The sequence below is a fragment of the Pseudomonas sp. MN1F genome (assembly GCF_009391885.1).
In the GTDB taxonomy this organism is placed as follows: domain Bacteria; phylum Pseudomonadota; class Gammaproteobacteria; order Pseudomonadales; family Pseudomonadaceae; genus Aquipseudomonas.
On record NZ_VZII01000040.1, the window covers coordinates 1 to 25,246 of the forward strand.

At 63.9% G+C, this 25,246-nt stretch carries 28 protein-coding genes and 2 pseudogenes; 15 read left to right on the forward strand and 15 right to left on the reverse strand.

Translation table 11 applies throughout. From position 1 onward, the window contains the following. A partial coding sequence (locus tag F6X59_RS28510) for a hypothetical protein (RefSeq protein ID WP_218572255.1) occupies nucleotides 1-462 on the forward strand: 462 nt, incomplete at its 5' end. Nucleotides 463-568: 106 nt separating this feature from the next. Here F6X59_RS28510 and F6X59_RS19930 read toward each other — a convergent pair. Beyond that, complete coding sequence (locus tag F6X59_RS19930; protein ID WP_152957742.1) at nucleotides 569-922, reverse strand: hypothetical protein; 354 nt, start codon at nucleotides 920-922, stop codon at nucleotides 569-571. Between the two features lie 36 nt (nucleotides 923-958). Next, nucleotides 959-1,135: pseudogene (locus F6X59_RS19935) on the reverse strand (GNAT family N-acetyltransferase); the annotation flags it as partial. Between the two features lie 177 nt (nucleotides 1,136-1,312). Between F6X59_RS19935 and F6X59_RS19940 the strand changes: the two are divergent. Then, complete coding sequence (locus F6X59_RS19940) at nucleotides 1,313-1,627, forward strand: chorismate mutase (RefSeq protein WP_152957743.1); 315 nt, start codon at nucleotides 1,313-1,315, stop codon at nucleotides 1,625-1,627. A gap of 257 nt (nucleotides 1,628-1,884) precedes the next feature. On the opposite strand, the gene F6X59_RS19945 is transcribed toward F6X59_RS19940, so the two are convergent. Then, nucleotides 1,885-2,043 (reverse strand): hypothetical protein, encoded by a 159-nt coding sequence (locus F6X59_RS19945; protein ID WP_152957744.1) that lies wholly within the window; start codon nucleotides 2,041-2,043, stop codon nucleotides 1,885-1,887. Nucleotides 2,044-2,189: 146 nt separating this feature from the next. On the opposite strand from F6X59_RS19945, the gene F6X59_RS19950 reads away from it, so the two are divergent. Next, entirely contained in the window at nucleotides 2,190-2,432 is a 243-nt protein-coding gene (locus F6X59_RS19950; protein WP_152957745.1) for a hypothetical protein, read from the forward strand. A 156-nt stretch (nucleotides 2,433-2,588) separates the two neighbouring features. Next, nucleotides 2,589-2,852, forward strand: coding sequence for a DUF3077 domain-containing protein (locus F6X59_RS19955; protein ID WP_110635053.1), 264 nt, complete (start codon nucleotides 2,589-2,591; stop codon nucleotides 2,850-2,852). A 39-nt stretch (nucleotides 2,853-2,891) separates the two neighbouring features. Here F6X59_RS19955 and F6X59_RS19960 read toward each other — a convergent pair. The 4 genes and pseudogenes from F6X59_RS19960 to F6X59_RS19975 form a co-directional block, all read right to left on the reverse strand. After that, nucleotides 2,892-3,008: pseudogene (locus F6X59_RS19960) on the reverse strand (DUF2986 domain-containing protein); the annotation flags it as partial. Nucleotides 3,009-3,049: 41 nt separating this feature from the next. Continuing rightward, nucleotides 3,050-4,351 carry a nitrate/sulfonate/bicarbonate ABC transporter ATP-binding protein gene (locus F6X59_RS19965; RefSeq protein WP_152957746.1) on the reverse strand — a complete coding sequence of 434 codons (1,302 nt, stop codon included), beginning with the start codon at nucleotides 4,349-4,351 and terminating at the stop codon, nucleotides 3,050-3,052. A 9-nt stretch (nucleotides 4,352-4,360) separates the two neighbouring features. Then, entirely contained in the window at nucleotides 4,361-6,082 is a 1,722-nt protein-coding gene (locus F6X59_RS19970) for an ABC transporter permease subunit (protein WP_152957747.1), read from the reverse strand. A 331-nt stretch (nucleotides 6,083-6,413) separates the two neighbouring features. Then, a complete protein-coding gene (locus tag F6X59_RS19975; protein WP_152957748.1) occupies nucleotides 6,414-6,596 on the reverse strand; it encodes a DUF2986 domain-containing protein in 183 nt (60 codons plus the stop codon). A gap of 113 nt (nucleotides 6,597-6,709) precedes the next feature. Here F6X59_RS19975 and F6X59_RS19980 point away from each other — a divergent pair, with 113 nt between their 5' ends. Both F6X59_RS19980 and F6X59_RS19985 read left to right on the forward strand, forming a co-directional pair. Next, on the forward strand, nucleotides 6,710-7,153 hold the full coding sequence (locus F6X59_RS19980; RefSeq protein WP_372240457.1) for a tetratricopeptide repeat protein: 444 nt from the start codon (nucleotides 6,710-6,712) through the stop codon (nucleotides 7,151-7,153). A 137-nt stretch (nucleotides 7,154-7,290) separates the two neighbouring features. Then, nucleotides 7,291-8,481 carry an MFS transporter gene (locus F6X59_RS19985; RefSeq protein ID WP_152957749.1) on the forward strand — a complete coding sequence of 397 codons (1,191 nt, stop codon included), beginning with the start codon at nucleotides 7,291-7,293 and terminating at the stop codon, nucleotides 8,479-8,481. On the opposite strand, the gene F6X59_RS19990 is transcribed toward F6X59_RS19985, so the two are convergent. Next, nucleotides 8,478-9,419, reverse strand: a complete 942-nt coding sequence (locus F6X59_RS19990) for a LysR family transcriptional regulator (RefSeq protein WP_152957750.1) — start codon at nucleotides 9,417-9,419, stop codon at nucleotides 8,478-8,480. The genes F6X59_RS19985 and F6X59_RS19990 overlap by 4 nt on opposite strands. A 140-nt stretch (nucleotides 9,420-9,559) precedes the next feature. On the opposite strand from F6X59_RS19990, the gene F6X59_RS19995 reads away from it, so the two are divergent. The 7 genes from F6X59_RS19995 to F6X59_RS20025 all read left to right on the forward strand — a co-directional run bounded on the left by F6X59_RS19995 (nucleotide 9,560) and on the right by F6X59_RS20025 (nucleotide 19,317). Next, nucleotides 9,560-10,453, forward strand: a complete 894-nt coding sequence (locus F6X59_RS19995) for a LysR substrate-binding domain-containing protein (RefSeq protein ID WP_152957751.1) — start codon at nucleotides 9,560-9,562, stop codon at nucleotides 10,451-10,453. A gap of 100 nt (nucleotides 10,454-10,553) precedes the next feature. Then, nucleotides 10,554-11,258, forward strand: a complete 705-nt coding sequence (locus F6X59_RS20000; RefSeq protein ID WP_152957752.1) for an SDR family oxidoreductase — start codon at nucleotides 10,554-10,556, stop codon at nucleotides 11,256-11,258. Nucleotides 11,259-11,513: 255 nt separating this feature from the next. Then, nucleotides 11,514-13,493 (forward strand): protease modulator HflK, encoded by a 1,980-nt coding sequence (gene hflK, locus F6X59_RS20005; protein ID WP_152957753.1) that lies wholly within the window; start codon nucleotides 11,514-11,516, stop codon nucleotides 13,491-13,493. Beyond that, nucleotides 13,490-14,512, forward strand: coding sequence for a protease modulator HflC (gene hflC, locus F6X59_RS20010; RefSeq protein WP_372240458.1), 1,023 nt, complete (start codon nucleotides 13,490-13,492; stop codon nucleotides 14,510-14,512). The genes hflK (F6X59_RS20005) and hflC overlap by 4 nt, the downstream gene beginning before the upstream one ends. Next, nucleotides 14,499-15,539, forward strand: coding sequence for a protease modulator HflK (gene hflK, locus F6X59_RS20015; RefSeq protein WP_152957754.1), 1,041 nt, complete (start codon nucleotides 14,499-14,501; stop codon nucleotides 15,537-15,539). Before hflC ends, hflK (F6X59_RS20015) begins: the two co-directional genes overlap by 14 nt. Nucleotides 15,540-15,576: 37 nt before the next feature. Further along, nucleotides 15,577-17,538, forward strand: coding sequence for a heavy metal translocating P-type ATPase (locus F6X59_RS20020; protein WP_152957755.1), 1,962 nt, complete (start codon nucleotides 15,577-15,579; stop codon nucleotides 17,536-17,538). Between the two features lie 153 nt (nucleotides 17,539-17,691). Next, entirely contained in the window at nucleotides 17,692-19,317 is a 1,626-nt protein-coding gene (locus tag F6X59_RS20025) for a methyl-accepting chemotaxis protein (RefSeq protein ID WP_152957756.1), read from the forward strand. Nucleotides 19,318-19,320: 3 nt separating this feature from the next. On the opposite strand, the gene F6X59_RS20030 is transcribed toward F6X59_RS20025, so the two are convergent. Then, complete coding sequence (locus tag F6X59_RS20030) at nucleotides 19,321-19,617, reverse strand: DUF3144 domain-containing protein (RefSeq protein WP_152957757.1); 297 nt, start codon at nucleotides 19,615-19,617, stop codon at nucleotides 19,321-19,323. A gap of 85 nt (nucleotides 19,618-19,702) precedes the next feature. After that, nucleotides 19,703-20,554, reverse strand: a complete 852-nt coding sequence (locus F6X59_RS20035; RefSeq protein ID WP_152957758.1) for a GGDEF domain-containing protein — start codon at nucleotides 20,552-20,554, stop codon at nucleotides 19,703-19,705. Nucleotides 20,555-20,673: 119 nt separating this feature from the next. Here F6X59_RS20035 and F6X59_RS20040 point away from each other — a divergent pair, with 119 nt between their 5' ends. Next, the gene (locus F6X59_RS20040) at nucleotides 20,674-21,162 is read left to right on the forward strand and encodes a cysteine hydrolase family protein (RefSeq protein ID WP_152957759.1); all 489 of its coding nucleotides are present in this window, start codon (nucleotides 20,674-20,676) and stop codon (nucleotides 21,160-21,162) included. Nucleotides 21,163-21,249: 87 nt separating this feature from the next. Further along, nucleotides 21,250-22,020 carry a hypothetical protein gene (locus F6X59_RS20045; protein WP_152957760.1) on the forward strand — a complete coding sequence of 257 codons (771 nt, stop codon included), beginning with the start codon at nucleotides 21,250-21,252 and terminating at the stop codon, nucleotides 22,018-22,020. An 81-nt stretch (nucleotides 22,021-22,101) separates the two neighbouring features. Here F6X59_RS20045 and F6X59_RS20050 read toward each other — a convergent pair whose 3' ends face one another. The 5 genes from F6X59_RS20050 to bamA all read right to left on the reverse strand — a co-directional run. Continuing rightward, the gene (locus tag F6X59_RS20050; protein WP_152957761.1) at nucleotides 22,102-22,494 is read right to left on the reverse strand and encodes a hypothetical protein; all 393 of its coding nucleotides are present in this window, start codon (nucleotides 22,492-22,494) and stop codon (nucleotides 22,102-22,104) included. 175 nt (nucleotides 22,495-22,669) lie between these two features. Then, a complete protein-coding gene (locus F6X59_RS20055; RefSeq protein WP_152957762.1) occupies nucleotides 22,670-23,014 on the reverse strand; it encodes a hypothetical protein in 345 nt (114 codons plus the stop codon). Continuing rightward, nucleotides 23,011-23,619: a hypothetical protein gene (locus F6X59_RS20060; protein WP_152957763.1), complete on the reverse strand. Its 609-nt coding sequence runs from the start codon at nucleotides 23,617-23,619 to the stop codon at nucleotides 23,011-23,013. Before F6X59_RS20060 ends, F6X59_RS20055 begins: the two co-directional genes overlap by 4 nt. Nucleotides 23,620-23,727: 108 nt before the next feature. Beyond that, the gene (locus tag F6X59_RS20065; RefSeq protein WP_152957764.1) at nucleotides 23,728-24,084 is read right to left on the reverse strand and encodes a hypothetical protein; all 357 of its coding nucleotides are present in this window, start codon (nucleotides 24,082-24,084) and stop codon (nucleotides 23,728-23,730) included. Nucleotides 24,085-24,186: 102 nt separating this feature from the next. Next, a partial coding sequence (gene bamA / locus F6X59_RS20070; RefSeq protein WP_152957765.1) for an outer membrane protein assembly factor BamA occupies nucleotides 24,187-25,246 on the reverse strand: 1,060 nt, incomplete at its 5' end.

Genomic DNA, 25,246 nt, shown 5'->3' on the forward strand with positions numbered 1-25,246 from the left:
CTCTCGCGTGCTGATTCCACAGGCAGTCAGCTCGACTCTGAATTTTCGATGTATTTACTGCGTTTTCACACAGCCTGGGTCGGAAGCAGCCACCTACGACCGGCCGCTTTCGATCCAATCGGCCGTCAAAGAGGCCTAAGTTTTAAAAGTGCTTGGAAGCCCAGCATGTACCCTGTCGATGCCAAATGCGATATTCCAGATTCCGCGTTGTTTAAGGGTAAGCCGGTGGTCATGTTTGCTGCCCATTACATATCCAGCGCGAACAACGTCCAGGCTTTGTCGCACGGCTACACGTCGCCCCATGACTTTGTGAAACATGCGTTCATCCAGGGGGAGGGTTTTACCAAGGTAGAGTCGGTCGTAGGGTGCCAGCCCCCTTCGTTCTGCCGACGCATGGGAGCGATTGGCCGACTTGGCTACTGCAGCAAGAAGCAAAGATGGCACGCCTGTGCTTGCGGCTAATTTTCTGGAGAAGACGTGCGCAGAAAGCCTTATGGGCTTTGATGCGGCCCATTGAGTAGGCCCTGCCTCCAAGGGCCTCAGCAATCACTCATCCTGACAAGTCAGTTCAGCCGAGCAGATCAAGCATCCCTTCAAGGGTGCTTTCCAGGCGGGCCAATTCGATGTGCGTGCCGTCGCCATACTCAGCGATGCGCAACTCACACTCAATGATCACCGTGAGCCCCAGAGGTGCTCGATGGCCGGGGTATTTGCGTACCTTCAGTTCGACCCGGGTCGGGCTTAACCAGGTGCTGCGGTCTGCTGACCACAGACGATCCTCGAAGGCAAACACCACGCTTGCGTTCTGGGTATCGATGATTTGCGGCGGGAATAGCCAGTGCGTGTTGCCTGCTTCCCACGGGGTCGCCTGGACTTTGTAGCGACCATCTGGGGACAAGGACAGTATTTCAATGTCGCTCATGAGTGTGCGTCCGCGAAGGCTCGAAAAGGATCACTGCTAAACAATTGACTTGGCCATTTCCGCCGTTCCAGCCCAACCACTTTGCTCATAGACCGGCTTGCCCGTCTCGGTCGCGTGCAGGACCGCGAAGGTGATGCCTCGACGCGCGAACTCGGCGTCAGCAGCTTGCATCAATGCCGAGGTCAGACCTCGGCGACGGTAGGCGGGCTGGACGTTTTCTCCAGCGTCATTGGCATCTATTAATGAGAAGGCAGGCTATGGCAGCTTCGGGCGTATTTGCAATGGCACCGAGATCCAAAGCGAACATTCGCCCATGGCTACCATGAGTGTCTGCAAATCCAGCCATTGCGGTTACGATCAATCTCGGCCCATGAAAAGGAATTCAAGAAAATGGAAGTAACGTGCACCTCTCTGGATGAAGTCCGGCAGCGCATCGATGTCATCGATCGAAGCCTCGTTTCACTGCTCGCTCAACGCGGCAAGCTCATGACGCAGGCCGCGCGCTTCAAGAAAACCACCGATGACGTACGCGCGCCGGCGCGGGTCGAGCAGGTCATCGAGAAGGTGCGGGTAATGGCAGGCGAGGCGGGTGCTTCGCCTGCGGTGGTGGAACAGGTCTACCGGGCCATGATCTCGGCGTTCATCGCCGAAGAGTTGAACGTTCACGCCACGCTGACTGCCACTGATCCAGCGGGCAATGCGTGAGCATTCATCGGAGCAGCGTGCATCAGGCGGGCAGGGCGCCTCAACCTTTCACAAGGGATCGAGGCGCCTCTGGGCAATGACTACAGCGACAGCGCGATCACCCGCGAAAACTTGGCGTTTGGGTGACCGCGGTCGATCAGTCCACCCGCACGAATACATTCTTGGCCATGTTGCTGCCGCCAATGGCTTCAGTCATGGCGCCGGTCCTTCGGCTACCGCACGGGGTGCGGTTAACGCCGCGGGATTATACAGACCGTTTAAAAAAAATGAGATTTTGCCCCTTTCTTGTAGTCCATTTCCCAAAGATACTCTTCCCACATATTTTCCGTTGCGGCTGCTCTGCCAAGGGCTTTAGTCTCGGCGTGTCGCTGCTCATCAGCGACACGGCTTTGACAGGCCGTAACGGTATTATGCATGTGGCTCGCCTGATATGGCGGCTGTACGTGGGGCACGCTTGCGTGCGCCGGAACTTGCATAGTCCGCCGGTCTGTCAACCCATGTACAGCTGCCACCCGACTGTTTGACAGCAGGCAGGTGGAAGCCCCACGAAAGGTACTATGCGATGTTGAAGATTGTCCCCGATCCACCCCACGATATTCATTCCCTTGAAGACACCCTGATCCAGGCCACGGACTACGCGTTGTGTGCGTCCACGGTGGTGCATCAGGCGTTGCTGCTGCAGCCCAAGTCACCGGCGTCGATTCTGATGATGGCCTCGATACATGAGATGGAGGCGTTGCGGGCATTGCTCGAATCCGCGTTGATCCAGGTGCAGATGCCCACTGAGCCTCGGACCTTGCACTAAGGCTCAGGTGATGCGTTGCCTGAGCCTGCCAATCGCGGATAAATCCGCTCCTACAGGTGCGTCACAGACCTCGGGTAATGCGCGGTCTCTGTAGGAGCGGATTTGTCCGCGATGAGGCCCGCCCAGGCATTCGAGAATTTTCAGGGAGATTGACCAATGACCACAGACAACACCCAATGCACCGTCGGCAAGACCACCTTCTTCCAAGGTGAAAACCAGAGCCACCCATTGTTCCGCATCGAACCCGGCATACCCTGCCGCGATGCCCGAGAGCAGGCTTCGGAACTGATGGGCTATGTCCGCGAACTGACCATCCTGGGCCTGATGGATGAAAAGCCGATGATGATCTGGGCCTCGCACTACCTCAGCGCGATGGCCAAGGCGTTGATGGATGATGCCGAACTAGGCATGACCCAATAAGCCAAGATTGCGTCAGCAGGGAAGTCTGGATGCCGTAGGTCAGCCTTGAGCGGCAAAGGCATCAGTGTCAGCAGCCGAATTGGCCTCGGCTTCAAGCTTCAGCCGGTCGGTCTTGCTGATGCACTTGGGCTTGTTGTTCTTGGGCGCCAGCTTGGCATTGGCCTTTTTCTAGTGGGCCTTGAGCAGCAACGCCGCAATCAGTGCTCGCCCATGATTTCCCGCGCCAGGGTCAGGCGGCGTGTGTGGAAGTCGTATTCATACAGCTCGGCATAGCGCCCCCATTCGATTGCCACCTTGAGCACGCGCTCGGCTTCCTCGGCGTCCATGTACTCCGTCAGGCGGTCGAGCACGGTCTTTTCCAGCAGGCCGGCGGGCTCCAGGTGGAGGCTGTCGAGAATGTAGCTGATCAGTGACACGCGGCCCTTGCACTGGCGCGCGAACAGGTCCTGGCGCCGCGCCTGGCGGGCTGTCACGTAGTTGCGGCCATGGCGCGTGAGGCGGATGTCGGCCTCGATCACCTGGACGAAGCCAAGCAGGCTGAGGGCCTCGTAGAGCGGGAACAGCACCTCGTCGGGCAGCTCGGTCTCCTCGGCCAGGTGGGGCAGGTCGGCCTCGCCGTTGAAGGGCTCGCCGGCGATGAGTTCGAGCACGCTCTCCATCCGCGCGATGTCGGCGTCGGGCAGCCGGTAGCCCAGCTCCACGGCCGGCGGTGCGCCCGCCGCGGCAATGGCTTCGGGGCGCTGGGTCATGAGCCCGTAGACTTCGTCGATCAGCGCGCGGACTTCGGCAGAGTCGGCATTGCGCGGGCGCGGCAAGTCGATGTGCAGTTCCGCGCGCACCCGCCCCGGGTCGCTGGAGAGGATGAGGATGCGGTCGGCCATCATCACCGTCTCCTCGATGTTGTGCGACACCACCAGCATGCTGCGGGTGGTGATGCGTTGTTCCTCCCAGAGTTCGAGCATGTCATCGCGCAGGGTTTCGCCGGTGAGCACGTCGAGCGCCGAGAAGGCCTCGTCCATCAGCAGCACTTCTGGGTTCATCACCAGGGCGCGGGCGATGCCCACGCGCTGGCGCATGCCTCCGGACAGTTCGCGCGGCAGCGCGCCGCCGAAGCCGGACAGGCCGATCAGCTCCAGCGCCGCATCGGCCAGGCGCCCGCGCTCGGCTGCGCTCACGCCCTGGGCTTCCAGGCCGAGCTCGACGTTCTGCTGCACGGTCAGCCAAGGGAACAGCGCGAACGTCTGGAACACCATGGCCACGCCGCCCACCGGGCCGTGGATCGGCAGGCCGCGGTAGTTGACGGTGCCGCGGTCGGCGTTGACCAGGCCGGCGATGATCCGCAGCAGGGTCGACTTGCCTGAACCGGAACGGCCGAGCAGGGCGACGATTTCACGCTCGCGCAGGTGGAAGTCGACGCCTTCGAGGATGGTGCGCGGGGTGCCGTCGGAGGCCTGGAAGGCCTTGCTCACGCCCTTGAGTTCGATCAGCGGTTGTTTCATGGCAGGTCCTCAACGACGGTTTTCGGCGAGCAGGTACAGGCGGCGCCAGAAGAAGCGGTTCAACAGCATCACGTAGATGCACATCACGCCGATGCCCAGGGCGATGCGGTGGAAGTCGCCGGCGTCGGTCATCTGCTTGATGTAGCTGCCCAGGCCGTTGGCCACCAGCGAGGTGTCGCCCCAGCTGACATACTCGGCGACGATGCTGGCGTTCCAGGAGCCGCCGCTGGCGGTAATGGCGCCGGTGACGAAGCTGGGGAATACCGCCGGCAGGTACACGCGCTTCCATTTCAGCCAGCCGCGCAGGCCGAGGTTGTCTGCGGCCAGGCGCAGTTCATAGGGAATGGTGGCGGCGCCGGCGACCACGTTGAACAGGATGTACCACTGGGTGCCGAAGACCATCAGCGGGCTGAGCCAGATGTTCGGGCTGAGCTGGAAGTGCACCAGCAGCAAGACCACCAGCGGGAACAGCAGGTTGACCGGGAAGGCGGCGAGGAACTGCGCCAGCGCCTGGACCTTCTGCGAATAGCGCGGGCGCAGGCCGATCCAGATCGACAACGGCACCCACACCAGCGAGGCGAGGGCGATCAGCAGCATCACCCGGCACAGGGTGATCAGGCCAAGACCGAGCACGTGCAGCGCTTCGCCCCAGCCGACGTCCTGATGCACGAACAGCCCCAGGCGCAAGAAGGCGAAGGCGCAGGCCAGCATCAGGATCACGTCCCAGGCGCGCGGCCACCATGTTGGCAGGCGCAGCCACTGGCGCCGCGGCACGGTACCGTCGTTGCCCAGCGCGAACCAGCCCATGGCGTTCTGCAAGCCCTTCGCCAAGTGCTCGCTGAAGGCGTTAAGCCAGCGGCTGCGGCGGACGAAGTCGAGCATCCAGGAGCGCTGTGCGGTGTCGCCCTGGGTGTCTTCGAAGCGGAAGCGGTCGGCCCAGGCCAGCAGCGGGCGGAAGAACAGCTGATCGTAGAGCAGGATGCCGGTGAGCATCGCGCCGATGGCCCAGGCGATGGCGCCAAGGTTGCGCTGATCGATGGCCACGGCGATATAGGAGCCGATGCCGGGCAGCTTGATGTCCTGCCCGGCCACCGAGATGGCCTCGGCGGCGACCAGGAAGAACCAGCCACCGGACATCGACATCATCATGTTCCACAACAGGCCGGGCATGGCAAACGGCAATTCCAGGCGCCAGAAGCGCTGCCAGGCCGAGAGGCGGAAGACCCGCGCGGCTTCGTTCAGCTCAGGCGGCACGGTGCGGAACGACTGGTATAGGCTCAGAGCCATGTTCCACGCCTGGGAGGTAAAGATGGCGAAGATCGCCGCGCACTCCACGCCCAGCAGGTTGCCGGGGAACAGTGCAATGAAAGGCGCGATGGCGATGGCCTGGAAACCCAGGATAGGCACCGACTGGAGCACGTCCAGCAGCGGAATCATGGCCTTCTCGGCGGCGCGATACTTGGCCGCCAGTGCGGCGAAGAGGAAAGCGAACAGTAGCGAGAAACCCAGCGCGATGAACATCCGCAGGATGGTGCGCATCAGGTAGTAGGGCAGGTTCACCGGGTCGAGGGAAATCGGCAACGCCTCACCGACCACGAACGGCCGGCTCATCTGCATGGCGCCGTAGGCGGCAAGCACCAGCAACGCCAGCACCAGCGGCAGGAGGATCCAGTCCCAACGATTGGGCACGGCGTTGCGCAGGCCTGGCGACGGGGTGAACAGGCGGGCCATGATCAGGTCTCTATCGTCAGGGGCTGGGAAGGCAGAGGTCGCCACGTGAGGCAGTATGGTTCAGTTGGCTTGCAGGTCAATGGCAGTGCCGGCTGCAAGTAACTGGCAAGAGGGTGGTAAATACCTGAGAAATATTAAGATTTGTTTAATCGCCACTGACCGGGAGGGGAATGACCGGGGATCTGGTCAATGCGGTCAGGGGGCGTATGTCGCTGGGCCGGCAACTGCGTGTGCGATCAAGCCCATTGTCATGAAAAGGAATTCACGATAATGGATGTCCCTTTTTGATGAAACAAGCAGACGCAGCGTCGATGATCGAAGTGGCCGAGGTTCAGGCGATTGCCTGAGCCGCCGGGGTGTCTGAATCGTTCTGTACAACTGGCGCTTCAGCCTCGAGCTTCAGCCGGTCGGCTTTGCTGATGTACCTGGGCTTGTTGCTCTTGGGCGCCAGCTTGGCATTGGCCTTTTTCTGGTGGGCCTTGAGCAGCTGTTTGAGTTTCTTCTGGCGGTTCATTGTGCATCTCTGATGTGCAACGTGGGTCGCGCATTGTACCTCGGGAACTTCATCCTGCGGGCCCGGTCTGTAGGCTCTCGCCGAATTCACCTGACGCTTCCCGAACCTTCTGAGTGCCCGCCCCAATGCCAAGCCAGCGCCTGCTGCCAGCACTGCTCCTGTTGTTCAGCGCCGTCGCCTGCCATGGCGCGCTAGCGGGCTCATACTCGGCGCCGATGCGCAGCAACAAGGCCTCGACCCAACTGATAGAAGCCGCTTCGCGGCAATATGAGGAAGGCAAGCTGGACCAGGCCGCCGCCACGCTGGAGCGTGCGCTGCAGATCCAGCCAAACAACCCTGCCACGTTGCACTACCTGGGCGTGCTGCGCCTGGAGCAAGGGCAGTATGATCAGGCTGAGGTGCTGGCGGTGCGCTCCAACCAGCGGGTTGGCAGCAACACCGCGCTGCGCAATCGCAACGTTCAGCTGATACAGGCCGCGCAGAAGGCTCGCGGCGCTGGCAGGGTGCCAGTGGCTGGCCAGGGCAGGCAAAGCGACCGGCTGGCCGCTCCTCGATGAGCGTGGCGGTATGGACGCTTGCTCAGGCCATTGCGGTGCAAGATTAATGAACTGAATTCCATTGATATATGAGAATTGGCCAATAATTGATTGATCGGGACTGAATAAACTGGGAGGCCATCAACCGGAGCCACCCAATGTCTGCTTACGAAACAACTGCACAGGTTGCTTCCTCTTCCAGAAGCGCAGCAATCAGCATCGCGATCCTGGCTTTTTCCGCCTTTCTCATCGTCACCACTGAATTCCTGATCGTGGGGCTGCTTCCCGCGCTGGCCAGGGACCTGAACATTTCGATTGCCGTTGCCGGGCAACTGGTGACGCTGTTTGCCTTCACCGTGATGATCTTCGGCCCGCCCCTGACGGCGGCGCTGTCGCATCTGGAGCGGAAAAAACTGTTTATCGGCATCTTGCTGCTGTTCGCCGCAGCCAACGCGGCTGCCGCTGCTTCGAGCAGTTTCTGGGTGCTTGCCGTGGCCCGCGTGGTGCCGGCTTTGGCTTTGCCCGTGTTCTGGGGCACGGCCAGTGAAACTGCCGGGCAACTGGCCGGGCCGCAACGGGCGGGACGGGCTGTTTCAAGGGTTTACCTGGGGATTTCGGCAGCCATGCTGCTGGGCATTCCACTGGGTACTGTGGCGGCCAATGCGCTCGGCTGGAGAGGGGCATTCTGGCTGCTCGCCGGGCTGTCGTTGATCATGGCTGTGGCCATGTGGGTCTTCATGCCGAGCGTGGCGCGCACGGCCAAGGTGGATTTCCTCAAGCAGGCACGCATCTTCAAGGAGCCCTGTTTCCTGGCCAACGTGCTGCTTTCGGTGGTGGTGTTCAGTGCCATGTTCATCGCCTACACCTACCTGGCCGACATCCTCGAACGTGTCGCGGGCGTGGCCCCGGCCGATGTTGGCTGGTGGATGATGGGCTTTGGCGCGATTGGCCTGGTGGGTAACTGGATGGGCGGCAGGGCCGTCGACCGTTCGCCGATCAAAGCCACCATCGGCTTCCTCGCGCTGCTTGCCCTGGGCATGGCGGCGGCCGTTCCGCTGGCTCAGGGGGGCTGGTTGTTCTGCATTGCGCTCGGGCTGTGGGGCATCGCCAATACTGCGCTTTACCCGGTCAGCCAGGTGCGGGTCATGCAGTCGGTCAACCATGCACAGGCGCTGGCGGGTACCAGCAATGTCTCGGCGGCCAATGCCGGCATTGGCGTGGGGGCCATCGTCGGCGGCATGACCGTGTCGAACCTGGGCATCGGCTACCTCGGCTATGTGGCCGCTGCCGTTGCGGTGCTTGCGCTGCTGCTGGCGCTGGTCATTCGCAACCTCGCGCCGGAGCGTTAGGGCTGGCAGCTGTCGCCTGGCCGGCTGCCATGGGGCGCCAGCCGTGGTAGCAAGTAGTCCAGCAGGGCGCGGACCTTGGGCTGGTTCTCACGGCTTTTCAGCCAGACCAGGTTCATCGGCAGGCCGTCCGTTGCCAGCTCAGGCAGCACTTCGACCAGCGTGCCCTGGTCGATGTGCCGCTGGGTCAGCCAGGTTGGTAGCTGGCCGATGCCATGCCCAGCGAGCACAGCGGCCACTTCACCTTCGCCATCGCCGACGGCGATGCGCGCCTGTGGCGTACGCCGCTCCATCTCTCCCGGCTGGCGGCCTTTGAAGAACCACGGGCTGACCTGGCCGTCGCCGTGCCCATAGCCGACACAGTGATGCTGATCGAGATCACGCGCGCTTTGCGGGGCACCCTGCTGTGCAAGGTAGCCGGGTGCGGCACAGAAGATCAGGCGCTGGGCGCCGAAAAACTGGTGGCCCAGGCTGGCTGGCCAGGCATCCGGGCCGCCGATGCGCACGACGATGTCGATGCCTTCGTGTTGTGGGTCGATAAAGCGGTCGGTAAACGAAATGTGCGGTTGCAGCAGTGGATGCTGGTGGATGAAATCCAGAATCAGCGGCAGCACGTGCAAGCGGCCGTACGAGGCCGGCAGGTCTATCCGCACCTTGCCGTGAGGCTCGTCGCCCTCGGCGCTGAGCGCATGCTCTACCTGCTCCAGGTCGGCCAGTACCGAGGTACAGGTGCGGTAGAAAGTGATACCTGCCTCGGTCAGCGCCAGGGTGCGGGTGGTACGGTTGAACAGTCGTACCCCAAGACGTTCCTCGAGGCGCGCCACCCCCTTGCTCACCGCAGATCCTGTGAGGTTCAACCGTTCGGCCGCGGCAGTGAAACTGCCCAGGTCAGCGACGGCGACGAACACGTCGAGCCCCTTCAGCCGTTCCGATGAAAACATTCCTTTCTCCCTTTGAGCACCAATGCAACAGGATACCGCCAGTCGGGGCCTTTGCGATGGATCGTCGACTGGCACCGCTTCCAAAGCCGAGGTGATGGCGGTAGCCTCGGGAGACCTTCGCCGATAGAAATTCCATTCCCATGCCTGCAGGTTTCCCCGGGTTGCCGTCACTCAATGCACTGCGTGTGTTCGAAGTGGTGGCGCGTCAGTTGAACTTCCGCCTCGCCGCCGAGGAGCTGGGCGTGACCCAGGCGGCCGTGGCCCAGCAGGTGCGCGGGCTGGAAGCCAGCCTGCAGGTGCGCCTGTTCGAGCGCCTGCCACGGGGCGTTGGCCTGACCGATGCCGGGCGTGGCTATGCAGCGAGCATCCGCAGCGCCCTGGGGATGATCGACGAAGCCACCCGGCTGCTGCGCCCGGCGCCGTCACAGCTTACGGTCAGCGTGACGCCTACCTTTGCTTCGAAGTGGCTGATTCCAAGGCTTGGCCACTTCGCCGAGGCCCACCCCGACATCGATCTGCGCCTGCTGGCCACCGACCGCCTTGCGCATTTCCATACCGATGGCGTCGACATCGCCGTGCGCTACGGTCAGCCGCCGTTCGGCGGCGGGTTGAACGTGGAGTTGCTGATGGAGCAACGAATCGTCGCGGTGGCGAGCCCGGCATTGTTGGCCGAAATGGGCAAGCCAGAGAGCTTTGCCGCGTTGCAACGTTATGTCGCCTTGCACGACGGGCACAACTTCTGGCCGCAATTCACGGCCGCCTTCTTCCCTGATCATCCGCAGCCGACGTCGAAGAGTGTGCGCTTCAATCAGACAGCGCTGGCCATTGATGCCGCCATAGGCGGGCAGGGCATTACCCTTGCCAGCCATGCCTTCGTCAAGGACGACATCGCTGCGGGCAGGCTGGAGCAAGTGTTCCCCCAGCAGCTGCGGCTGGACAAGGCGTTCTACCTGGTATGGCCCCGCAAGGCGCAGGAGGCGCCAGCACTGGGCCTTGTCAGAGCGTGGCTCAAAAGCCAGGTAGGCGATAGTTAATCTACTGTCTTTTCAAACATTGCCTGCCTCCCTGGCCCAGCAAGCGGCTGCTAGTGTGATGACACTTGCAACAGCACAGTTTCATTACCCAGGAGGCAACATGTCTGTAGAAAAAGTGGCAATCATCACCGCCGGTGGCAGCGGCATGGGCGCAGCAGCGGCACGTCGGCTGGCCGCTGACGGCTTCAAGGTCGGCATCCTGTCCTCTTCGGGCAAGGGCGAGGCGCTGGCCGCCGAGCTGGGTGGCATCGGCGTCACCGGCAGCAACCAGTCGGTCGAAGACCTGCAGCGCCTGGTGGATGCCGTGGTCGAGAAATGGGGGCGCATCGACGTGCTGGTCAACAGCGCCGGCCATGGCCCGCGCGCGCCGATCCTGGAGATCAGCGACGAAGACTGGCACAAGGGCATGGACACCTACCTGCTGAATGTCATCCGGCCGACGCGGCTGGTGACGCCTTACATGCAAAAGCAGAAGGGTGGGGTGATCATCAACATCTCCACCGCGTGGGCTTTTGAGCCTGTTGACCTGTTCCCCACATCGGCGGTGTTCCGCTCGGGCTTGGCCGCCTTCACCAAGATTTTCGCCGACAATTTTGCCGGCGATAACGTGCGCATCAACAACGTGCTCCCCGGCTGGATCGACAGCTTGCCGGCCACTGAGCAGCGCCGCGACAGCGTACCGCTCAAGCGTTACGGCACTCGAGAGGAGATCGCCGCCACCATCGCCTTCCTTGCCAGCGACGGTGCTGCTTACATTACTGGGCAGAACATCAAGGTCGATGGTGGGGTGACGCGTAGCGTCTGAGCAGGTTATTGGGGGAGGCCAGCAGGGGTTCGGCGCGCCGTTTTCAGCGCTTTCGAAATCGAGCGCCGCGCGGGCGGCGCTCGATCTGATAGGCGCTGCATGCCTTGCGGCCTACACTTAAAGACCCAGATGCCAATTTTACGTTTTGCGACAATTTTTTTACATTTGTCGTTATAACGTTACGCCGTTCGTCACCGGTGGCCTTCAGCTCCCTCGGCTCATGACGTGCGAAGCCTGGCATTTCCTGGAGTCTTAATGAGAGTCGATCTAGACACTGAGGCCGCCGACCTCGATGCTTACCCTCGTTTTCAACGTGCGACGGTCCATGCGCGCAGGTTGAGGCAGTTGATGTACTTGGCGCTGGCGGTTGCAGTGCCGATGGCGTTGCTGCAGGGGCTGATCGGGGTATTCACCCCGGATTCCTGCTGGCGGGTCCTGCTCGCCGTCAACGCCGCCGTGCTGCTGCTTTTGGCCGGCGCCGCGCAGTCGGCCTGGCAGGTTGCCAGCTGGCGCGCGACTGCCATGGGCCAGGTGCCGGCCCCACTGCTGTTCTGGCGCACGGCCGGCGAGACCGTGGAGCCGGAGTCGCTCAGCCGCTTCGATCGCTGGTGCCGGGACATGACAGATGCCGGCCGACGGCAATGGCGCAGGCTTGGCGCAGAAACCCCCTGGCTCGTTGGCCTGGCGTGCCTGGCACTGCTGCTGGTCAAGGGGGCCTGGCGCTTCGACTTGCCGACACCGACGGTAGCAGGGCAGGTGACCTGGGTTGCCATCGGCCTGTTGGCCGTTTTTGCGTTCTGCCTGGTCGTGCTCGAACGCCACCTGATGGCTGAAAGCGAGGCGACCTGGCCCGAGGCTACGGCGCTTGCCGCCACGGTGCGGCTGGTCATCGCGGTGCAGGTGCTGACCATTGCCTGCCTGGTCTGGGTTGACGGCGAGCGGCTGTGGCCGGCCCGCCTGGCGGTGCTGATCGGCCTGCTGCCAGGCCTGGCCGCGCTCGAACTGCTGATACGGGCAGTGCTGGCGATGTTCCGCCCCTCGCGCCCAGGCGAAGAGCCAGCGCTGGTGGCGCGCAGCCTGGCGGGCGACTTCCTGCAATGGCCACCGCGGCCATTGGCCGTGCTGCAAGATGAACTGCATGAGCGCCTGGGCATCGACCTGCGCCAGGTCTGGGCCTTCGCCTTCATGCGCCGGGCGTTCCTGCCGGTGGCGGCGCTGGTGGCGCTGGTCGGTTGGCTGCTGACCGGCATCGTCGAGGTACCGACCAACAATCGCGGGGTCTACGAACGCTTTGGCAACCCCGTGGCGGTGTATCCGCCAGGCCTGCATGTCGGTTTGCCCTGGCCGTTTGGCAAGGTGTTGCCGGTGGACAACAGCACCATCCATGAACTGGCGACCACGACGGCCGAGGGTGTCAGCGAACCGCTGGCGGCTGCAGATGGTGCGCCGCCGACAACCGCCAACCGCCTGTGGGACGCCACGCACCTGAGCGAGAATTCGCAGGTGATTGCCGGGGCCGATGGCGGGCGCCAGGGCTTCCAGATCGTCAATATGGATGTGCGCTTCATCTACCGCATCGGCCTGAGCGACGCGGCCGCCCTGGCGGCGGCCTATCACACGGCCAATGTCGAGCAACTATTGCGCAGCGTTGCCAACCGCGTGCTGGTCCACGATTTTGCCGGTCGCTCGCTGGATGGCCTGCTGGGTGCCGAGCGTGCCGAGCTCGGCCGTGACATCGGCCGTGCGGTGCAGGCCGACCTCGACCGCATGGATACCGGGGTGGAACTGCTGGCAACTTCGGTGGAGGCCATCCACCCGCCAGCCGGTGCGGCCAATGCCTACCATGCCGTGCAGGCCGCGCAGATCACCGCCCAGGCGCTGGTCGCCCGTGACCGTGGGCACGCCGCGCAGAAACTTGACGAGGCTCGCCAGAACGCTACGTCGGCGACCGACAAGGCCATGGCCGAAGCCCATGAAACCCAGACCAAAGCCGACACCGCCGCGCTGCGCTTCGACGCCGAGCATACCGCCTGGCTGCATGCCGGCCAGGCGTTCATCCTCGAACAGTACCTGGAGCGGCTGGCCCAAGGCATGGCGCACGCGAGCAGCCTGATCATCGATCACCGGCTGGCGGCGAACCAGGCGCCGACCCTGGACCTGCGCAGCTTTGCCGCACCCATCGACCCTTCGCAAGCGAAACCCGCATCCGGCCGTACCCAGGAGCGTAACCAGTGAGTTCCCATACTGCACAGGGTCATGACCATGACCACGAACACAATCACGACCATCATCACGACCACGATCATGCCGATAACCATGACCGTGCCCGGCCCGCCTGGCTGCGTGTCGGGGTCGCGCTGCTGCTGGTCCTGATCATGGCCGCGACGGCCTGTCTGGTGCAGGTGCGTGTCGGCGAAGCCACGGTCATCACGCGCTTCGGCAACCCGTCGCGGGTGCTGATCGAGCCCGGGCTCAACTGGCGTTGGCCCGTGCCGTTCGAGGCCGCGGTACCGGTCGACCTGCGCCTGCGCACCACCTCCAGCGGGCTGCAGGATGTCGGCACGCGGGATGGCCTGCGCATCATCGTCCAGGCCTATGTCGCCTGGCAGGTGGCGGCCGATCCGCAGAGCATCCAGCTGTTCATGCGCGCGGTGCAGAACCAGCCCGACGAGGCGGCGCGGCAGATCCGCACCCTGGTGGGCTCGGCCCTGGAAACCACGGCCAGCGGTTTCGAACTGGCCGACCTGGTCAACGTCGATGCCAGCCGAGTGCGCATCGATGGCTTCGAGCAGCGCCTGCGTGAGCAGATCGAGCAGCAACTGATCAACAGCTATGGGGTGCGTGTGGTGCAAGTGGGCATCGAGCGCCTGACCCTGCCCAAGGTCACCCTCGAAGCCACCGTTGACCGTATGCGCGCCGAACGCGAGACCATTGCCACCGAGCGCACGGCCGAAGGCAAGCGCAAGGCGGCCGAGATCCAGTCGGCCGCCGAGCGTGATGCCCGCATCCTGCAGGCCGATGCCAGCGTCAAGGCCGCGCAGATCCAGGCGCAATCGCAGGTGCAGGCGGCGGACATCTACGCCAAGGCCTATGCCGGTGCGCCGCAGCTCTACACCTTGCTGCGGTCGCTCGACACCCTCGGCTCGGTCATCAACCCCGGCACCAAGCTGGTGTTGCGCACCGACGCGGCACCGTTCCGCGCTCTGGTAGAGGGGCCTGTGCTGCCGGCGGGGGCTGACCATGGCCAGCCGTGAGCCGTTGTCGGCCAGGCTGCCCGCCGGCCCCTGGCTGCAAGCGGGGCGTATCGGCTTCCTGGCGCTGTATGGGGTGGCGCTGTTGGCGGCGGTGGGCTGGCTGTTTGGCAATGTGCGTCAGATAGGCCCGGAAAACCGTGCCGTTGTGTTGCGCCTGGGGGCCGAGGAGCGCATCCAGAACGCAGGTTTGTTGCTGGCCTGGCCTGAGCCCTTCGAGCAGGTGGTGATGCTGCCCTCGGCAGCGCGGGTCACCGAACGCCGGGTGGGATTGCTGCTGCGCTCGGAGCTTGCGCAGAAAGCCGACAAGGACGGCACGCTGGCCAGCGATGCCACGGCGGGCTCCGGTTACCTGCTGACCGGCGATGCCGGGGCCGTGCAGCTGGACGTGCGGGTGTTCTACACGGTGAGTGACCCCTACGCCTATGCGCGCCAGGGGCAGCATGTAGAGCCCGCACTGGACCGCCTGGTGGAACGTAACGCCGTACAGATCTGCGCCTCGCGCGACATGGATGCGATCCTGGTCGCACGCCCTGAGCTGGTCGGCGGTGACGCCGGGCTGGCTGACCAGCGTGAGCGGCTGCGTGGTGACTTGCAGCAGGGCATAAACGCCAGCCTGGCGCGGCTGCGTGCGGCCAGTGCCAGCCTGGGTGTCGAGGTGGTGCGGGTTGACATCCAGTCATCGCTGCCATGGTCGGCCGTCAGCGCCTTCAACGCCGTGCTCACTGCCAGCCAGCAGGCCGAGCAGGCGGTGGCCAGGGCCCGTAATGATGCCGCGCATCAACTGCAGCAGGCCACCCAGGCCGCCGACCGCACCGTGCAAGTGGCCCAGGCCGAAGCCAGCGAGCGGCTGTCCCGCGCCCAGGCCGCCACCGCGACGATCGTTGGCCTGACCCAGCAACAGGATCCGCAATTGTTGCTGCGCCTCTACCGCGAGCGAGTGCCGGCGATACTGGCGCGTGCCGGGTCGGTCACCACCGTCAACAAAGATGACGCCGGGCACATGATCCTGCAGGGGCCCGCGCAATGAGTTCGATGCCTTTTTCCCATTTCTGGAGCTGCTCGCGATGAGTACTCATCATTGTGGTCACGGGCATCATCACCATGCCCACACCCCCCTCACGTCCGGCCTGCTGTCCCAGGCCGAGCAGCGCACGGCCGCACGCCAGCTTAGCCTGGCGATGCTGGCCCTCGGGTTACTGGCGCTGGGCTTGGTCTGGCGCTGGCTGGCACCGACGCAAGAGGGGGTCAGCCAACTGCTGCTGGGCGGCGCCTCGCTGCTGGTGGCCGTTCCGGTGTTGCGCTCGGCCTGGTACAGCCTGCTGCACCCCAGCCTGCATGGCCTCACCGATCAACTGATCGCCCTGGCCATGCTGGGGGCCTGGGCTACTGGCGACCTGGCCACGGCGGCGCTGCTGCCGATCATCATGATCTTCGGCCACATGCTCGAAGAGCGCAGTGTGCTGGGTTCGCAGGAGGCCATTGCCGCACTGGGGCAGTTGACCCGCAGCCATGCGCGGCTGATCGACGCCGATGGCCAGGTGCGCGAGGTGGATAACGCCAGCCTCAAGCCAGGCGACCAGGTCGAGGTGCGCGCCGGTGACCGTGTGCCAGCCGACGGCCGCGTCCTGCAGGGCCAGGCCAGCCTGGATACCGCGCCGATCACTGGCGAGGCAGTACCGCTTGAGGTGGCCAGCGGCATGGACATCCATGGTGGCTCGATCAACCTGGACGGTTTGCTGCGGGTAGAGGTGACCCGTGTTGGTGATGACTCCACCCTGGGCAAGGTCATCGCCCTGATGCAGCGCGCCGAACAAGCCAAACCGCCTATTACCCGGCTGCTCGAACGCCACGCCGGGCGCTACCTGGTGCTGGTCTTGCTGATTGCCGCCGTGACCTGGTTCATCACCCGCGATGCCCAGGCCATGCTGGCCGTGCTGGTGGCTGCCTGCCCCTGTGCGCTGGTGCTGTCGGCGCCGGCGACGGCGGTGGCGGGGATTGCCGTCGCTGCCCGGCATGGCATCCTGATTCGCGGTTCGGCCTTCCTCGAAGAACTGGCCGACTTGTCTTCACTGGTGATCGACAAGACGGGCACACTGACCTACGGCGACCTGCGTCTGCGCAGCGTGGTCAGCACTGCGGCGGCAGTGCCCCAGGCCGTAATCGTCAACCTTGCGGCCAGCCTCGGCGCCGCCAGCAGCCACCCGGTCAGCCGGGCCCTGGCGGCGCTGGTGCCCCATGAGCAGCACCTGGCCTTGCTGGATATCCACGAACGCCAGGGCTTTGGTGTGGTGGCGCACACGGCCGAGGGTGAAGCGGCACTGGGGCGCCCGGAACTGTTCCGCCAGCTGGGCCTGCAGGTGCCACCCGTGCCCGAGCATGACGGCCCGATTGCCGGCCTGGCGCTGAACGGGCAGTTCCTCGCCTGGCTGCTGCTGGCCGACAACGTGCGGGCCGAGTCTGCCGAGGCCATGCAGCAGTTGCGCGAGCTCGGCCTGCAGCGCCAGTTGCTGCTGACCGGTGACCGCAGCCGTGTCGCCGAAGCCATTGCCGAGCAGGTTGGCATGACGCGTGTGGTGGCCGAAGCGCTGCCGGAAGACAAGATGCACCACGTCAACCAGGAACTGCAGCTGGGCTTCCGCCCGTTGGTGGTGGGCGATGGTATCAATGACTCGCTGGCCCTGAAGGCCGGTGTGGTCGGGGTGGCCATGGGCGCCAACGGTGCCGACATTGCCCTGGCCGCAGCGGATATCGTGCTGATCAACGGCGACCTGCGGCGCCTGGCCACCTGTATCCGCCTTAGCCGCCAGTGCCGACGCACACTCCAGGTGAATGTGCTGATCGGCCTGGGTTGGACCTTGGCGATTGTCGTTGCCGCCGCATTCGGCCTGCTGGGGGCGGCGGGCGCCATGATCGCCGCGCTGCTGCACAACCTCAGCACGCTGTTGGTGCTGACCAACGCCGGGCGCCTGTTGCGCTATGACGAACGGCTCGGGCAGAGCAACCCAATGCCGGTGCTGCAGCCCTAGCGCGAGGCGCGCGCCAGCAACATCCGTTCGATTACCGAACACAAGCCGCATTGGCGCACTCAAGCCTGCGGCGGCAACTCCGATAGCTGCTGACCCACCGTCGAAACCTCGACCAGAAGTGGCGTCTACAAGCACAAAAGGAGTACCGCCCGCATGTTTGCCGACCTGAAGATCCGTACCGGAATGTTCTGGGTGCTGTTGCTGTTCAGCCTGACCTTGCTGTTTTCAACCGTCAGTGCCTGGCGGGCGGCGCTGGGCAGCGACCAGCAGATCACCGAACTCGACCAGACCGCGCACCAGTCGGACCGGCTGAACAATGCGCTGCTGATGGCGATCCGCGCCAGTGCCAACGTGTCTTCGGGGTTCATCGAGCAACTGGGCGGCCACGATGAGAGTGCAAACAAGCGCATGGCGATGTCGGTCGAGCTGAACGACAAGAGCCAGAAGCTGGTCGACGAGTTCGTCGACAACGTACGCGAGCCGGCGCTGCACGCAGTGGCCAGCGAGCTGCAAGCCACCTTCGGCGAGTACGCCAAGGCGGTGGCCGGGCAGCGCGAAGCCACGCGCCAACGCTCGCTGGAGCAGTACTTCAAGGTCAACACCGATGCCGGCAATGCCATGGGCCGGCTGCAGGCGCTGCGCCAGCAACTGGTCGCAGCCTTGAGCGAGCGCGGGCAGCAGATCATGCAGGAATCCGACCGTCGCCTGGAGCATGCGCAACAGCTGAGCCTGGGACTGTTGGCCGTGACACTGCTGCTCGCCGGCCTGTGCTGGGCCTTTATCGCCCAGCGTGTGCTGCAGCCGTTGCGCGAAGCTGGCCAGCATTTCCAGCGCATTGCCAGTGGCGACCTGAGCGTGCCGGTGCAGGCTCAGCAACGCAACGAGATCGGCCAGCTGTTCCATGAGCTGGAGCGCATGCAGCAGAGCCAGCGCGATACCCTGGGCAAGATCAGCAGCTGCACCCGGCAGCTGGCCGAGGCGGCGGGTGCACTGAACACGATTACCGAAGAAGGCGCCAACAACCTGCGCCAGCAAGGTCAGGAGCTGGAGCAGGCGGCCACCGCCGTTACCGAAATGACCACGGCGGTGGAGGAGGTCGCCCGCAATGCCGTCACGACCTCCCAGGCGACCCAGGAGTCCAATCAGCTGGCAGAGCAAAGCCGTCAGCAAGTCAGCGAAAACATCGACGGCACCCAGGCCATGACCCGCGAGATCCAGACCAGCAGCGGCCATCTTGAGCAGTTGGTGGGGCAGGTCCGGGATATCGGCAAGGTGCTTGAGGTGATCCGCTCGGTGTCCGAGCAGACCAACCTGCTGGCACTCAACGCGGCCATCGAGGCGGCCCGCGCCGGCGATGCCGGGCGTGGCTTTGCCGTGGTGGCCGATGAGGTGCGCACGCTCGCCTACCGCACCCAGGCCTCGACCCAGGAAATCGAGCAGATGATCGGCCGCGTGCAGCAAGGTACCGAGGCGGCGGTCGCCTCGATGCAGGCCAGCACCAGCCGGGCTCAGTCGACACTCGACGTCACCTTGGCTTCAGGCCAGTTGCTGGAAGGCATCTACAGCGCCATCGGCGAGATCAACGAGCGCAACCTGGTGATCGCCAGCGCAGCCGAGGAACAGGCCCAGGTAGCGCGCGAGGTGGACCGCAACCTGCTGAACATCCGCGAGCTGTCCAGCCAGTCGGCGGTGGGTGCCCAGCAGACCAGCGTGGCCAGCCAGGCGTTGTCAGGGTTGGTCGGGGAGATGACGGCGCTGGTGGGGCGGTTCAGGGTCTGAAGCTTAGTTTTCCTTGCCCAGCACGTAGCGGTCGAACTGCTCGATGTACTCATCGACGTTGTCTTCCAGCATCATCCGGTACTGTTCGCTGAAGTACTTCAGGATTTCTTCGCGGGCGGCGGCCATTTCGGCGCCGGACTTGAAGTTGCGGGCGCTGAGCCAGGCACTGAAGCGGCTGGCGGCAAAGGTCATCGAGGCGCTGACCTTGCCGATGTCGGCGAGTGTGTCGAGTTGCTGGTTGGCCAGGTCGATATGCGCATCGGCGCGGTCGTAGAATGCCTGGTCGGTGGCTTGGGTCATGGCGGGGTACCTGTGTGGGCCGGTCGTGCGGGGCGCAAAGCATGCCACAGCGGCTACCTCACCGGCAGCAATTAACGGCGCAGGCTTACCCAAGCGCGGAACGGCGCCGCTTCTTGCGGTACATGTCGCCATCGGCGCAGTTGAGCAGGGTGTCGATGTCGGCGCCGTCGGCCGGGTAGCAGGCCACGCCGATGCTGCAGGACGGCATGGGCAGCGCACGGGGCCCGCTGGCCAGTGGCGCTGCCATGGCGGTGAGGATCTGGGCCATTTTTTCGGTTACCGCGCCTGCCGCGCTCAAGCCGGTCAGCAGCACGGTGAACTCGTCGCCGCCCATGCGCGCCACCGTGTCCTGCTGGCCGACACAGTCCTCCAGGCGGCGTGCAACGGCGCACAGCACCTGGTCACCGATGGCATGCCCGTGCACATCGTTGATGCCCTTGAAGTCATTGATGTCCAGGAACAGCAGTGCAAATGGGCGCTCCTGGCGCAAGGCGCTGGCCAGCCGTTCGTTGAACAGCGAGCGGTTGCACAGCCGGGTCAGCGGGTCGTGGTGGGCGAGGAAGCGCAACTCCAGCTCGGCCTGGGTGAGCGCTGTGACATTGCGCGCCACGCCGATGCGCGCGCCCACCTCTTCGGACCAGAAGGCCGACCAGAGAATGTGCACCACGCCACCGTCCTTGCGCAGGTAGCGGTTGCGGAAGTCACTGTGGGGCTGGCCGTTCATCACCCGGATAATCGAAGCCCGCGTGGCTTCCAGGTCTTCGGGGTGCATGTAGCGGGTGATCGGGGTGCCGATCAGCTCGTCGGCGCGGTAGCCGAGCAGTGCCTCGCAGGCATTGCTGACGAACACGATGGTGTTGTGCCGGTCGACCACGAACACGGTGTCCAGCATCAGCTGGATCAGCTTGGGGTAAAGTGCTTGCAGGTCAACGGGCATAGGGGCTTCCGGTGCATCGGGCTCGGGCGTGGCCAGCATACACAGTGCCGGGCAGGTTCCACCAGCAGCCATTCAAACAGATATACTCCGCGGTCGTTTTAAGCATTCAGGAGTCGTTCATGCAGCAGGTTCTGCTCATCGTTGATGTCCAATCCACCTTCAGCCCCCCCGAATGGCTGGTGGACGGGATTCGTCTGTTGTCAGCGAGGATTCCGTCGATCGCCTCGGTGGAATTGCACGATGAGCAGGTGACGCCGTTCCAGCGCCAGCTCGGCTGGCACCCGGCAGCCGAGGACGAGTGCCTGGTCGAGGTGGACCAGGTGTTCATCAAGCATGGCTATGGCCAGACCGCCGAGGCCATCGCCCACATTCGCCAACTGGGCGTGGAGCGCGTGCTGGTGTGCGGCATGCAGACTGAAACCTGTGTGCTGGCGGCAGGCTTTGCGCTGTTTGATGCCGGGCTCTGCCCGACACTGGTGACCGACCTGACCGTCGGCTCATCGCTGGACCGCTCCGGCAAGTTGGGCACCGACCTCTGGAAGCACCACTTCGGCAACGTGACCACGCGGGCCGAGGTAATGGCCGAGGTCGCGCAGTCGGGCGGCTGAGAAAACCGCGAAAAGCCAGCGCGCATCGTTTAGCATGGGGGCGCCGATGCACCTGGCCCCTCCCTTGTCGAAATGCTCTAGCTCCCCATGACTGCCTTTTACCTCAAGTTTCTCATCACCCCCACGCTCATGCTGGCCATCTCGTTGGCAGCCAAGCGCTGGGGCACGCAAATCGGCGGGCTGCTCTCCGGTCTGCCGGTCACTTCCGCCTTGGTCGTGCTGTTCCTGAGCCTTGAACAGGGCCCAGGCTTTGCCTTGCAGGCAGTGCCCGGGGCATTGGCCGGCCTGGCGGCGGTGCAGGCGACCTACCTGTTCTACTACCAGGTGACGCGACGGATCGGTGCATTCCCCGGTTGCATCGCCGCGCTGGCGGTTTACGCGGCCATGGCTGCGTTGATGAGCCACCTGGGCTGGGTAGCGTTGTCGGTGGTGGTTACCCTGGCGCTGCTCACTTTGATCATTGTCGTCAGCTCGCAACCGGCACCCATCGGCACCGCCAAGGTGGTGCAGCTGCCGCGTTGGGTGATCCCGATGCGCATGCTCACGGCCACCGCGCTGCTGGTGGCGATCACCGCCAGCGCCGAATGGCTGGGGCCGGTGGCCAGCGGCCTGCTGGCGCCGATCCCGGTGATCGCCTGGCCCCTGGCGGTGTTCGCCCATGTTCAGGGCGGGCACCACGAGCTGGGCGCGATCGTGCGCGGTAACGCCATTGGTGGTGTGGGCGTGTTGGGGTTCTACCTGACGCTGAACAGCTTCATCGAGCAGTGGGGCACCGTGCCGTCCATCGCCGCTGCCGTGGTGTTGGCGGTGGTTGCCACCTTCACGCTGGCCAGACTGCTGGACCGCCGCCGGGCGTAATCGTCACGGTTCACTGCACAGCCCGGCAGCGGCCGGGTGCTGCACATCGTTGAGCTGCCGGGCACAACTGGCCGCCAGCGCTTAGCGGCGGTAGTAGCGGTGGTCATCATGGTAGTGGTGGGCGCGTTCGTTGCGGCGTTCCCAGTCGCGGCGGCGCTCGGCCTCACGACGCGCCTCTTCCCGACGCCATTGGGCCCGGCGCCATTCCTCGCGGCGGCGGTCCTCGCTGTGGTAGTGCCAGCGGCCGTCGCGCCAGTAACGGTCATCATCGTGGGCGAGCAGCGGTCCGGATTGGCCATCGGCGATGCTGGCCAGGTTCGGCCACGGGCTCTGGGCGGGCTTGGCCGGCGCCTGAACATTGCTTTCAGTGGCCAAGGCCGCATGCGTGGCGTGCATGGGCGTTGCGGTTGCAGAGCCCATGGCCACCAGGGCGAACAGGCCGGCGAAGAGGATTCTCGGGATATGGCGTTTCATGAGCGTAGGCAACCCCCAGGTTGTCATTGAACATGCGGTTGCGCGGCGCCGTAAGGCTGCGCCCACCGCGAGCTTGAGCATGTCCAGATAGACAAGTTGCCGTGGAAAAGTTCAGGCCGTTCAGCGCTTTAGCTGCAACCGTGGGTGCTGTAGCGCTGCTTCCTTGAGCACTTGCCTAAAGCAGGTCCCAGCCCAGCATCCGGTTGATGGCCGACGTGAATACCGCAGTCATGGCATCGAGTATGTCTTCGGCCAGTTGCAGCGTGATAATGGCCAGGGCGCGAAGTTGTAGGCGCGCAACGATCTTGCGGTCCTCCAGGAAGGTGCGGGCTGCGGCATGATCCAGTGCGCCCGCTTCCAGCTGACGCTTCAGAAAGCGCGCATCGTTGGCCATGCCCCGACCGAGCATTTCCACACAGGCCTGGAGCCTTGGCCAATCGTTTCGAACAATGCCTCGTGCTGCAGTGATCGCCTCTGCGGTGACACGATCGAAGTCGACACCGTTGATAAGGTTGCTCATCGATTTTCCCCTGTCGCACGGTGCTTGGAAGTTTCGGCAGACTGGATGGCCAGTATCCCGTCAAAGAGCGTGTTGTTACGCGCTTGCCAGGTGGCCTTGTACAGAATTTGCTGGCTGGCCTGACGGTGCTCGCCTTGCCATTTGACGACCAGGCACTTGAGGTCGATGTAATTGCGTGTGGTCAGGTCTGCGTCGGGAAAGTCGCGCTGCAGCGCGTCGCACTGTGTGCTGAGGCCTTGCTGCAGCAATCGCTCGACGCCGGCCTGCAACTGCTTGCCGGGTGTACTCAGCGTTCCAGTGTTGGCCAGTGAGCGCAGGATGAGGGCATTGCTTTCGATCACAAGCTGCTCGTAGGCCGCTTGGAATTGGCTGTAATGCCCAGGGTGCGGGTTGACGTGCTGAGCCGACAATGCTGCCAATTGCTGCAGGTTTGCAGGGCTTGATTGCTCCCCCTTGGACAACAGGCTGGCTGCGCTTTTGTAGAATTGCTCAGTGTTGGTATAGAGCTGCGCATCGTGCGGTTGAACCAGTTTCAGCGTGCAGCCTGCGAGCAGCGGTATGGTAAACACTGCCGAGGCCATGATTGCCTTGCTCAAGATGTTCATTCTGCGCTTCCGTGAATCGCGGTCGGCAGGGAATATAGGGAGCAGCTGGAATGAGGAACAAGTTGAAAAGGTTACAAAGCTTTCAGGATTTTGGGCGGTTTCATGCAATCAGTCCCCGGCTGAATCTGCCATGTCGCTCAGCCATACCAGTGGCCGCGTCGGGTCGTCGCTGCCCATGCGGGCGAAGGTTTGCGACTCGAGCATGGCCTTGACCTGCCCGCCGAGGGCCAGCAGCCGCTCGGCGCAGCCCGGGCCGATGCTGCCGTTGTCCTCCAGCGACAGGCCGCTCTGGCTGTGCTGGATCGCCAGGTGGTAGTGGCTGGCGTTATCGCCGCTGGCGGCGAGAATCACCGTGTAGCGTGGGCCCAGCACGCAACTGAGGCGCTGCTGCACCAGGTCGAGCAACGAGGCATGGCTGTCTTCGTGCAATGCCGAGGCCAGGGCGGAGGGGGCGAAGGGGGGCATGGGGTTACCTGCAAGGCATGTTCATATGTCTCTCAGCTTAGGCAAGGTGACTGTCAACTTGGGTTAAGCGAGGGTAAAAACCGGTAATTTGTCCGCGGCGAGTCAGAAGGTCTGCCCCAGGGAGAACTGGAAGATCTGCGTCTCGGCGTTGTCTGGCTTTTTCAGCGGTGCCGCCAGGCTGAAGCTCAGCGGCCCCATCGGGCTGTACCAGGTCACCCCCACGCCCAGCGACACCGCCAGCTGGTTCAGGTCGATGTTGCCGCAACCCTGGGTGGTGGACAGGTAACAGGTGTCGGCATAGACGTTGCCGGCGTCGACGAACACCGAGCTGCGCAGCTGGCTCTGGTTCTTGATGAATGGCATCGGGAAGATGTATTCGGCGCCGCCGGTGACCAGGATGTTGCCGCCGAGCACGTCGGTGTCGCGGTCGGAGTAATAGGCCTGGCCGGCGCTTGAATAGGTGCCGGTGGCCGGGGTGCTGCGCGGGCCAAGGGTGCCGTCCTTGAAACCGCGTACCGAGCCCTGGCCGCCTGCGGTGTAGCTTTCGTAGAAGGGCAGGCCATCGGTGGAGCCGTAACCGTTGCCGTAGCCCAGGGTGGTGTGCAGGCGCAGGGTGGTGTCCTTGCTCACGGGCAGGAAGGTCTGGCCGTTGTAGTCGAGCTTGTAGAAGGACAGGTCGCTGCCTGGCGTGGTCGCCATCAGGGTCAGGGCCTGGGAATGGCCGCGAGTGGCCAGTACGCCTTTGTTCAGGGTCGATTCGGACCAGCCGATCGAGGCCTTGAGGTTGTTGAAGCTCTTGCCTTCGCGCTGGATGAAGTCGTAGATCTCGTCGGCGCTGTAGGTGCCCGGGTTGATATCGTCGTGCTGCAGGGTCAGGCCGTAGGTCAGGCGCGAAGTTTCGTTGATCGGGTAGCCGAAGTTGACGCCCGCGCCGTAGCTGTTGATGGCGTAGTAGGACACGCCGTCACTGTAGTAGTCGCTATAGTCGGTGCTGCTGTAGAACAGGTTGTAACCCAGGCTTACGCCGTCTTCGGTGAAGTAAGGATCGACGAAGCCAAAGTTGTACTTGGTCTGGTACTCCGAACGGGTCAGGCCGATGGACACCTTGTTACCGGTACCGAGGAAGTTGCTCTGGCTGATCGAACCACCGAGGATCAGGCCG

What these genes read in the sequence shown, in the direction of transcription:
- F6X59_RS19930 (WP_152957742.1), bottom strand. Translation starts at nt 922, where the DNA reads ATGAGCGACATTGAAATACTGTCCTTGTCCCCAGATGGTCGCTACAAA.
- F6X59_RS19940 (WP_152957743.1), top strand. Translation starts at nt 1,313, where the DNA reads ATGGAAGTAACGTGCACCTCTCTGGATGAAGTCCGGCAGCGCATCGAT.
- F6X59_RS19945 (WP_152957744.1), bottom strand. Translation starts at nt 2,043, where the DNA reads ATGCATAATACCGTTACGGCCTGTCAAAGCCGTGTCGCTGATGAGCAG.
- F6X59_RS19950 (WP_152957745.1), top strand. Translation starts at nt 2,190, where the DNA reads ATGTTGAAGATTGTCCCCGATCCACCCCACGATATTCATTCCCTTGAA.
- F6X59_RS19955 (WP_110635053.1), top strand. Translation starts at nt 2,589, where the DNA reads ATGACCACAGACAACACCCAATGCACCGTCGGCAAGACCACCTTCTTC.
- F6X59_RS19965 (WP_152957746.1), bottom strand. Translation starts at nt 4,351, where the DNA reads ATGAAACAACCGCTGATCGAACTCAAGGGCGTGAGCAAGGCCTTCCAG.
- F6X59_RS19970 (WP_152957747.1), bottom strand. Translation starts at nt 6,082, where the DNA reads ATGGCCCGCCTGTTCACCCCGTCGCCAGGCCTGCGCAACGCCGTGCCC.
- F6X59_RS19975 (WP_152957748.1), bottom strand. Translation starts at nt 6,596, where the DNA reads ATGAACCGCCAGAAGAAACTCAAACAGCTGCTCAAGGCCCACCAGAAA.
- F6X59_RS19985 (WP_152957749.1), top strand. Translation starts at nt 7,291, where the DNA reads ATGTCTGCTTACGAAACAACTGCACAGGTTGCTTCCTCTTCCAGAAGC.
- F6X59_RS19990 (WP_152957750.1), bottom strand. Translation starts at nt 9,419, where the DNA reads ATGTTTTCATCGGAACGGCTGAAGGGGCTCGACGTGTTCGTCGCCGTC.
- F6X59_RS19995 (WP_152957751.1), top strand. Translation starts at nt 9,560, where the DNA reads ATGCCTGCAGGTTTCCCCGGGTTGCCGTCACTCAATGCACTGCGTGTG.
- F6X59_RS20000 (WP_152957752.1), top strand. Translation starts at nt 10,554, where the DNA reads ATGTCTGTAGAAAAAGTGGCAATCATCACCGCCGGTGGCAGCGGCATG.
- hflK (WP_152957753.1), top strand. Translation starts at nt 11,514, where the DNA reads ATGAGAGTCGATCTAGACACTGAGGCCGCCGACCTCGATGCTTACCCT.
- hflK (WP_152957754.1), top strand. Translation starts at nt 14,499, where the DNA reads ATGGCCAGCCGTGAGCCGTTGTCGGCCAGGCTGCCCGCCGGCCCCTGG.
- F6X59_RS20020 (WP_152957755.1), top strand. Translation starts at nt 15,577, where the DNA reads ATGAGTACTCATCATTGTGGTCACGGGCATCATCACCATGCCCACACC.
- F6X59_RS20025 (WP_152957756.1), top strand. Translation starts at nt 17,692, where the DNA reads ATGTTTGCCGACCTGAAGATCCGTACCGGAATGTTCTGGGTGCTGTTG.
- F6X59_RS20030 (WP_152957757.1), bottom strand. Translation starts at nt 19,617, where the DNA reads ATGACCCAAGCCACCGACCAGGCATTCTACGACCGCGCCGATGCGCAT.
- F6X59_RS20035 (WP_152957758.1), bottom strand. Translation starts at nt 20,554, where the DNA reads ATGCCCGTTGACCTGCAAGCACTTTACCCCAAGCTGATCCAGCTGATG.
- F6X59_RS20040 (WP_152957759.1), top strand. Translation starts at nt 20,674, where the DNA reads ATGCAGCAGGTTCTGCTCATCGTTGATGTCCAATCCACCTTCAGCCCC.
- F6X59_RS20045 (WP_152957760.1), top strand. Translation starts at nt 21,250, where the DNA reads ATGACTGCCTTTTACCTCAAGTTTCTCATCACCCCCACGCTCATGCTG.
- F6X59_RS20050 (WP_152957761.1), bottom strand. Translation starts at nt 22,494, where the DNA reads ATGAAACGCCATATCCCGAGAATCCTCTTCGCCGGCCTGTTCGCCCTG.
- F6X59_RS20055 (WP_152957762.1), bottom strand. Translation starts at nt 23,014, where the DNA reads ATGAGCAACCTTATCAACGGTGTCGACTTCGATCGTGTCACCGCAGAG.
- F6X59_RS20060 (WP_152957763.1), bottom strand. Translation starts at nt 23,619, where the DNA reads ATGAACATCTTGAGCAAGGCAATCATGGCCTCGGCAGTGTTTACCATA.
- F6X59_RS20065 (WP_152957764.1), bottom strand. Translation starts at nt 24,084, where the DNA reads ATGCCCCCCTTCGCCCCCTCCGCCCTGGCCTCGGCATTGCACGAAGAC.